Here is a 7,309-nt window from a genome sequence, read left to right on the forward strand (position 1 = left end):
GGGGCGCCCAACAGTCGCAGGGAATGTCGGTGGAGCTCGTCGACGCCGGCAGGCAGCTGCCGATCGCGTATCGGAATACGATCGCCAACATGATGGCGGAAGCCGAGGCGCTCAACGGCATCTTCGCCCCCGACGACATCACGCTGGCGTGGTATCGCGACAAGGGGGTGGCGTCGCTGCCGTATCCGCCGCCGGCCCCCGGCGCGAACGCCGTCTACGACCTCGACGAGTCGCTCGATCTCAGCGACGTCCAGCCGATGATCGCCAAGCCGTTCAGTCCCGGGAACGCCTTTCCCGCCGAGGAGGTGCAACGTGAGCACATCACGTTCGACAAGGCGATGATCGGCTCCTGCACCAACGGCAGCTACGACGACCTCTTGTCCGCGGCCCTGGTGCTCAAGGCCGCGCGGGAGCGGGGCACCAGGCAAGCGGCCAAGGAGTTCGTGATCTTTCCCGGGTCGGGAGGCGTGAAGCGTCAGATCGAGAACGCGGATCCCCGGCTGGACGGCGAGAGCATCGCGGATGTCTTCCGCTCGGTCGGCGGCCTCATCCGCCAGAGCTGGTGCGGGCCCTGCTTCGGCCAGGGTCCCGACTCGCTCAAGAAGGGCGAGCGCGCGATCACCAGCTTCAACCGCAACTGGACCAATCGCATGGGCGTCGGTGGCGAGGGCTACCTGGCGTCCCCGAGCGTGGTGGCGGCGAGTGCGTTGCTCGGGTACATGGGCCCGCCGAGCGAGCTGGGCCTCCACTGGGACGCGGAGGCCTTCGCGGTCTAGCTACAGGTTGCGTTCCTCGAGTCGCGCGACCATCGTCCCGTCGGAGCCGTACAGCTCGAGATTCCTGCCCACGATGCGATAGGACATCGTCCGCTCGAGCGCGTCGAAGAACGATCGCTCGATGGCCGATTGCTGGCACGGCATTCCGGTGGCGGCCAGCTGGCTGAATTTCAGCTTTCCTCCGTTGCCTGCGCGATAGCTTCCCGAGACGCGGTTGCAGCCACTGTAGCCCGTGACTTTCGAGAGCTTCGGGTCCAGCACGATCCAGGGCTCTTTCTGCTGTCCCGAGAGGACGACGGGTTTTCCGGCCACCACCGTCGGTCGCCAGCGGTTGTTGGGAAGCTCGAGCTGCACGGCTTTTTCCATGCAGATCTCGCTGGGTGACGCGCGGACGAAATTCTCCACCACCAAGGTGGGCTCCGGCCGGGCGCTCATCGCCACACGGCCATCGAGAGTCACGAACAGATCGGCGTCGGACTTTTTCTTCTTCTTCTGCGCGGCGTAGGCGCGCTCGAGATCGGCAAAGTCGCCTTCACGCGCGACCGTCCATTGGAGCCCCGACGCGCAATCGCTGAATCGCGCGACCTTGGCGACGTATTGGAACAGCCCTCTCAGCCGGACCCTCGGTTCCATCGCGAGTGGCTGGGGTGCGCGCTTCAGCTCGTAAGGCAGGTTCGAGACGATGTCACGGCCGTCCTGGTCCAGCTTGCGCAGCGTGTTCGAGTTCTTGAGCGACCAGTAGGTATTGGATCCTCCGCCGCTCAGCATCAGCGTGCGATGGTCGCTCGCCAGTGACCAGGCGCCGATCTCGTAGAAGCTCTCGTCACGACTCTCCTTGAGGTAAGTCGTGCGCTGCATGAAGGCGCCGTCTTCGAGCAGGTTGATCAGATACTGGATGCCCTTGCAGTCCGCGCAGGGCAGCACCCCGGTGAACGAGGCGGGCAGAGGAGCGAGCGTGGGGCGCACCTCGTGGGGAACGAGGCTCAGCAGAATCGATGCCTTGGCGCCATGCCCCTGGGTCAGGACAGGCTTGCTGCTGGTGAAGAGCAACTGATCGCCGTGATCGCGGATCGTGGCGCGTACGACGTAAGGGCGACTCTTGATGATGTCACTCTTGTCGTACTCGATTTTGAACTTGATGGGAGGCTGGCCGATGTTCTCCATCCGGACGCTGGACACGACTTCCGGCGATTCGGGCCGAGAAACGTCCTCCAGCGTGGCCTCGAAACGGGCGGTGGGTGAAAGCGCGATCTTCTCGCGATAGGTGGCGCTGCCGCTCAGGCGGGAGGTCGAGGCGGCCGCGGCCACCTCCAAGCCGCTCGAAAGCAAGAGGATGGCCGACCAGGCGACCGACCAGAGACCGGGGGATTTCATCAGCGACCTCGGTTCACGCACGGCGAGGAGCGCTTCGATCTTCACTCGACGGCTGCCCTCCGTCAACGGGGGTGAGTTCCCGATGGCAGACCTGGTCCAAGGCAAGGGAATCGACCTTGCCAGACCAGCCATCCAAAGCTCATCCTCGAAGGCCCCGTGAAGGCACATCTGGAGGTACCCATGCGTTTCCTCGCCATTGCGCTCGCGCTCAGTCTGGCGGCTGGAGCAGCCCAGGCCATGCCGAGCGGAAGCAAGCCTGACCCTCCTTCGTCCTCCTCCAATCCTTCGACGCCGTCCAGCAACCCGCAGGCCACGGGGCCGAGGGTCGACGCCGAGCGGACCTATGCGCTCGCCTACGACGAGGTCGCCAAAGGCAACAAGGAGCTCGCAGCCGGCAAGACGAAGAACGCCCAGAAGAAGTTCAAGAAGGCGCTGGGGTACGCGGAGAGCTCGACCTCGTACGACGCCAACTACTTCGAGGCATGGAACCTGGTCGGATATTGCGCGCGCAAGCTTGGCGACTACGACAAGGCCTTCACGGCGTACGACAAGAGCCTGGCCATCAATCCGGAGTATGCGCCGGCCCGGGAGTACCTGGGTGAGGCGTATCTCGAGAAGGGGAATCTACAAAAGGCCCACGAGCAGCTCGTGATTCTCGAGAAGAGCGGCGAGCACGATGAAGAAGCGAGCCGGCTGTTCGCCGCGATCGAGGCCTACAAGAAGGCGCATCCCGAAGCGGCCAGCGCCTCGGCACCGAGCGCCCCGGCCGCGGCCACGGCGCCGCCGGATTCGACTTCGGGCCGCTGACGCGTCGATTGCTCGCCTACGTCTTCTGGCACTGGAGGCTGCCCGAAGTCGATCGAGCCTCGTATGCGGGCAGGCTGGCTGCCTTTCACGAAGCCCTTCGGCGCTCGGCGCCGGAGGGCTTCGTCGCTTCGTGCGCGTTCCGTGCAGGAGCGGCGCCCTGGCTGCCGGGTGACGAGTCTTACGAGGACTGGTACGTCAGCGAAGGATCGTACGCGCTCGACGCGCTCAATGACGGCGCGGTGAGCGGGGACTGCCAGATCCCGCACGAAGCCGCGGCGCGCAGCGCTGCCGGCGGCATCGCAGGCCTGTACCGCCTGCGGCAGGGAAAGGACGCGGTGCGTGACGCCGCGTGGTCATGGTGGTTCTCGAAGCCCGCGGGCATGTCCTACGCCCAGCTCCACGATCGGCTCGAGCCGCTCGCGCGGATGCCGGGCGCAGGCCTGTGGGGAAGGCAGATGACGCTCGGCCCCACTCCCGAGTTCTGCCTGCTCGCGGCATCGAAGCCGGAGCTTCCGCCCTGGGAGGGGCTCGAGCGGCCGCTCGAGCGCATCTGGCCGACGACGGTGCAGGGTCTGCCGCAGGAATCGATGAGCTTCTGAAACCAGAACGGCCTCCCGATCCTCGAAGATCAGGAGGCCGTCAAGTTGCGGGGGTTACTTCTTGGTCGGCTGGGCCGGGCTGGCTTCGCTCGCCGGCTTGGCATCCGCGGTCGCCGGCGGCCGCCATCCCGCCTCGATGCCGATCGTGATGGCGACGTCATCGCCCAGCAGCGTGCCGCCCTGGTCCAGGGTCTGGTTCCAGGTAATGCCCCACTCCTTGCGATTGATGGTGGTCGTCGCTTCCCAGCCCGCCTTCTTGCCCATCGACTTCCCGCCCATGCCGAAGGGCCCCGAGCCGAGGTAGGTGACGTCCAGCGTGACCGGCTTGGAAACGCCGTGCATGTTGAGATCGCCGACCAGCTTGAAGTGATCCTTGTCGACGGGGATCACTTTCGTGCTCTTGAAGGTGATGGTCGCGAAGCTGTCAGCGTGGAAGAAGTTCTTGCTCCTCAGGTCGTTGTCGCGGCGCTCGTGGTTGGTGTCGATGCTCGAGGTCTTGATGGTGATATCCGCCGAGGAGTTGCCGAGGTTCTGCTCGTCGTACTGGATCGTGCCCTCCAGCTCGCGGAAACGGCCGGGCACCTTGGAGAAGATGTGGCGGATCGAGAAGCTGGCCGTCGAGTGGCTGGGATCGATGCGGTACGCCACCGGTTCCGCACCGGCGGTCATGGCCGTGAGGCCGAGAAGCAGCAGGCTCGCCGGGATGAGGCGGGCGGGCTTCATGGGGACTCCTTTCGAGGACTCTGGGAGGGGGATCGGGATCGGTAAGACGTTACCGAGGCACGACGCCTGCGGGCTAGCCCTTCGATGCGGCCGGGCATCGCCTTGACCCTGGACGGGCAAGGTTTTGCGAGGGCTTTACCACCTCCCGGTCGCGGCGGAATCAGAGGGTGCATGACGACTCCAGCAAGGGTTACTCTCGCCGGCCCGAATTCCGCGGGAGAGCCCATGCCTGACTTCGAACAACCCTCGACCGACGTCCAGGAAATCCTCGGCAAGCAGATCAGCCAGCTCGGGCTCAAGCTCGAAGGCTCGCCGGTCGAGCGCTTCGTTCATCAGCTCCATCGGGAGCTCCAGCGCAAGGGGCTCAAGCACTTCAAGCCGGTCTGCTATCTCACCGACGAGTGGGGCTGCCCGGACGGCCAGCCGGTGATCGGCATTCCCTTCTATCTCGCCGATCCCCAGCTCGCGCGCCTCGAGCGCGCCATGAACGATCTCGAAGACGAGCGCGAGATCATGATGTACCTCCGCCACGAAGCGGGGCATGCATTCAACTACGCCTACCGTCTTTACATCACCAAGGAGTGGCGCGAGCTGTTCGGACCGTACAACCGGCCCTATCGCGATCGTTACCGTCCGATTCCGTTCAGCCGGAAGTACGTTCGGCACATCGCCGGCTGGTACGCGCAGAAGCATCCCGACGAGGACTTCGCCGAGACCTTCGCCGTGTGGCTCACCCCGGCTTCCAAGTGGCGGCGCCGATACAAGGGCTGGCCGGCGATGCGCAAGCTGCGCTATGTTGATGGCGTCGTCCGTCGTGCAAGGGATCAGGAGCCCGTGGTCTCGACCGGTGATTTCGACATCACGGTCGAGGACATGAAGGTGACGGTGGAGAAGTTCTACCGCCGCCTGGCTCGGCAGAACGGCACCGGCGCCAACATCGCGCTCGAGTCGGATCTGTCGACCCTGTTCCTCGAGCGTGGGCGCAGGCGCAAGGGCATCCGCCCCGCGTGGGAGATGGTCGAGGAGCATCGCAAGACGCTCACCGACAAGATCACGTACTGGACGGGCGTGCCGCGCCCGACCGTGCGGGGCCTGGTGGAGCGGATCGTTCGGACGTGCCGCGATCACCAGCTCTTCGCGGAGGTCGGCCGCGAGCCGGCGTACCTGGTGGAGCTGACGGCGTACGGCACGACGTTGGCGATGAACTACCTCACGCGAGGCCGGTTCATCGACAAGTAGCGTCCGGGGCCACGGAACGGCCCTGACGAGGGGAGCGCGCTCTCGAGGAGGCGAGGACCGCCATGGCCAAGCTGCGAATCGGCGTTCTCTACGACTACTGGTGGGACGAGGACGAGGAGCGGGTCGAGGGAGAGCGTCCGAAGAAGAAATCCCCCGATGACGACGTGCAGGCCGTCTACGAAGCCTTGAGGAAGGCCGGGCACAACCCGGTCTTCGTGCGCATCGACGGCACGCGCGAGAGCCTCATCGAGCTCGCCCGCTCGCAGACCGACCTGCTCTACAACCTGGTCGAATCGTTTGCCGGGGACGACGGCCAGGACACCAACGTCGCGGGTTACCTCGAGCTGCTCGGACGGCGTTTCACGGGCTCGGGTTCTACCGGCCTCTATCTGGCGCAGGACAAGAACCTCGCCAAGAAGATCTTCACGTTCCACGGCATCCACACGCCGTACTTCAGCACCGTCTATCGCGGACGCACCGAGCACTCCCACGACATCCAGTTCCCGGTGATCGTGAAGCCGGCTCGCGAGGACGGTTCGATCGGCATCCAGTTCGGCGCGGTGTGCAACACGATCAAGGAGCTGATGGAGCGAATCGACTACATCCACGCCGAGTTCGACAGCCCGGCGCTGATCGAGGAGTACATCGAGGGTCGCGAGCTCTACGTCGGCGTGCTGGGCAACGACAAGCCCGAAGCGCTTCCCGTGGTGGAGCTGGATCTGTCGAAGCTGCCCGAGGGCACGCCCAAGATCGCCGGCTCCGAAGTGAAGTGGGAGGAGGAGACCGAGGCCTACAAGAAGACCAAGCCGTTCTTTCCGGACGACCTCTCGGACGATGTTGTGGTGAAGCTGCAGGAGACGGCCGTCCAGGCCTTCTCTGCGCTGCAGCTTCGCGACTATGGACGCATCGATTTTCGACTCGCCAAAGACGGCAAGGTCCACGTGCTCGAGGTGAATCCCAATCCGTACCTGCACCCGACCGCCGAGTTCTCGATGGCGGCGAAGAAGTCGGGCCGGAGCTACGTGGAGACGATCGGCGAGATCGCCGACCTGGCCATGGCGAGGTACGCCGCGGAGAGCTGAGCATGGCCCGTCGCTCGCTCGTTGTGATCACGGTCGTGCTGCTGGCCTGCAGCGCCTGTGGCCGTAGCCGTCAGGACTCCGGTTCCGCACCGCCCGATACCGTCGCCACGACCTCGGAATCCTCGCTGGGTTCACGGGTGAGCGTCGCGACCGATCCCTATCTTCGAGTCATGGCACCGAAGCTGCGTGACTGGGCCGAGCGCTGGCGCGGAGTGATGCCGGGCTTCACGCTCGATTCTCTGTATCGCGAGGCCGGCGCCTATCCCGTGGGCTACCGCCGCGCCACGACCTCCGCCGACCTCGAGCGTGCGCGCGTCTTCGGACAGCTCTCGCCTGATTCCAAGCGCATCGTGGAGCCCGACATGTATCGGCAGAAGTCGGACGGAGAGTGGGAGCTGCGTCCCGAGCCCGATGCCGCGCCCGCGATCATCGACCTCCGCGACGACTCGCTCACCGTCGTCACCGTGACTGGAACGTCGGGCGGTTTCGAAGACGCGTTCTGGATCGATCGAGATCACATCGTATTGGTCGGCTATGGCGAGCGTGAGTACGAGCCATGGAGCGGCGGAGGCGATCTCTGGGTGCTCGATCTGCAGAACAAACGGTTGACGTACTACCACACACCGGATGTGGCGAAGGATCTGTTCGATCGTTACGTGCGTGGAAGCGAGGCGGCGCAGCGGGATCGCATTCGCCGCGCGGCGCCGCT

Annotated in this window: 8 protein-coding genes; 6 read left to right on the top strand and 2 right to left on the bottom strand. The window is 65.1% G+C overall.

All coding sequences use genetic code 11. The features are described 5' to 3' along the window. Positions 1–776 (top strand): aconitase family protein (locus tag VFQ05_03680; protein ID HET9325850.1); only part of this gene is annotated, 776 nt, incomplete at its 5' end. Here the strand turns inward: VFQ05_03680 and VFQ05_03685 are convergent. Next, on the bottom strand, positions 777–2,195 hold the full coding sequence (locus VFQ05_03685; protein HET9325851.1) for an META domain-containing protein: 1,419 nt from the start codon (positions 2,193–2,195) through the stop codon (positions 777–779). Between the two features lie 135 nt (positions 2,196–2,330). On the opposite strand from VFQ05_03685, the gene VFQ05_03690 reads away from it, so the two are divergent. Together VFQ05_03690 and VFQ05_03695 are read left to right on the top strand one after the other, a co-directional pair. Beyond that, complete coding sequence (locus tag VFQ05_03690) at positions 2,331–2,957, top strand: tetratricopeptide repeat protein (GenBank protein ID HET9325852.1); 627 nt, start codon at positions 2,331–2,333, stop codon at positions 2,955–2,957. An 8-nt stretch (positions 2,958–2,965) separates the two neighbouring features. Beyond that, complete coding sequence (locus VFQ05_03695; GenBank protein ID HET9325853.1) at positions 2,966–3,556, top strand: hypothetical protein; 591 nt, start codon at positions 2,966–2,968, stop codon at positions 3,554–3,556. A gap of 54 nt (positions 3,557–3,610) precedes the next feature. Here VFQ05_03695 and VFQ05_03700 read toward each other — a convergent pair whose 3' ends face one another. Next, on the bottom strand, positions 3,611–4,279 hold the full coding sequence (locus VFQ05_03700; protein ID HET9325854.1) for a YceI family protein: 669 nt from the start codon (positions 4,277–4,279) through the stop codon (positions 3,611–3,613). A gap of 225 nt (positions 4,280–4,504) precedes the next feature. Between VFQ05_03700 and VFQ05_03705 the strand changes: the two genes are divergently transcribed. From VFQ05_03705 to VFQ05_03715, 3 genes are all read left to right on the top strand, one after another. Continuing rightward, complete coding sequence (locus VFQ05_03705; protein HET9325855.1) at positions 4,505–5,518, top strand: putative zinc-binding metallopeptidase; 1,014 nt, start codon at positions 4,505–4,507, stop codon at positions 5,516–5,518. A gap of 62 nt (positions 5,519–5,580) precedes the next feature. Beyond that, positions 5,581–6,600 (top strand): ATP-grasp domain-containing protein, encoded by a 1,020-nt coding sequence (locus tag VFQ05_03710; GenBank protein HET9325856.1) that lies wholly within the window; start codon positions 5,581–5,583, stop codon positions 6,598–6,600. Positions 6,601–6,602: 2 nt separating this feature from the next. Further along, positions 6,603–7,309: hypothetical protein (locus VFQ05_03715; GenBank protein ID HET9325857.1), on the top strand; the 707-nt coding region annotated here is incomplete at its 3' end.

It is taken from the genome of Candidatus Eisenbacteria bacterium (assembly GCA_035712145.1).
Classification (GTDB): domain Bacteria; phylum Eisenbacteria; class RBG-16-71-46; order RBG-16-71-46; family RBG-16-71-46; genus DASTBI01.

Bases quoted from the DNA above. Each gene is read 5' to 3' on its own strand.
- VFQ05_03690 (HET9325852.1), top strand. From the start codon at position 2,331: ATGCGTTTCCTCGCCATTGCGCTCGCGCTCAGTCTGGCGGCTGGAGCA.
- VFQ05_03700 (HET9325854.1), bottom strand. From the start codon at position 4,279: ATGAAGCCCGCCCGCCTCATCCCGGCGAGCCTGCTGCTTCTCGGCCTC.
- VFQ05_03705 (HET9325855.1), top strand. From the start codon at position 4,505: ATGCCTGACTTCGAACAACCCTCGACCGACGTCCAGGAAATCCTCGGC.
- VFQ05_03710 (HET9325856.1), top strand. From the start codon at position 5,581: ATGGCCAAGCTGCGAATCGGCGTTCTCTACGACTACTGGTGGGACGAG.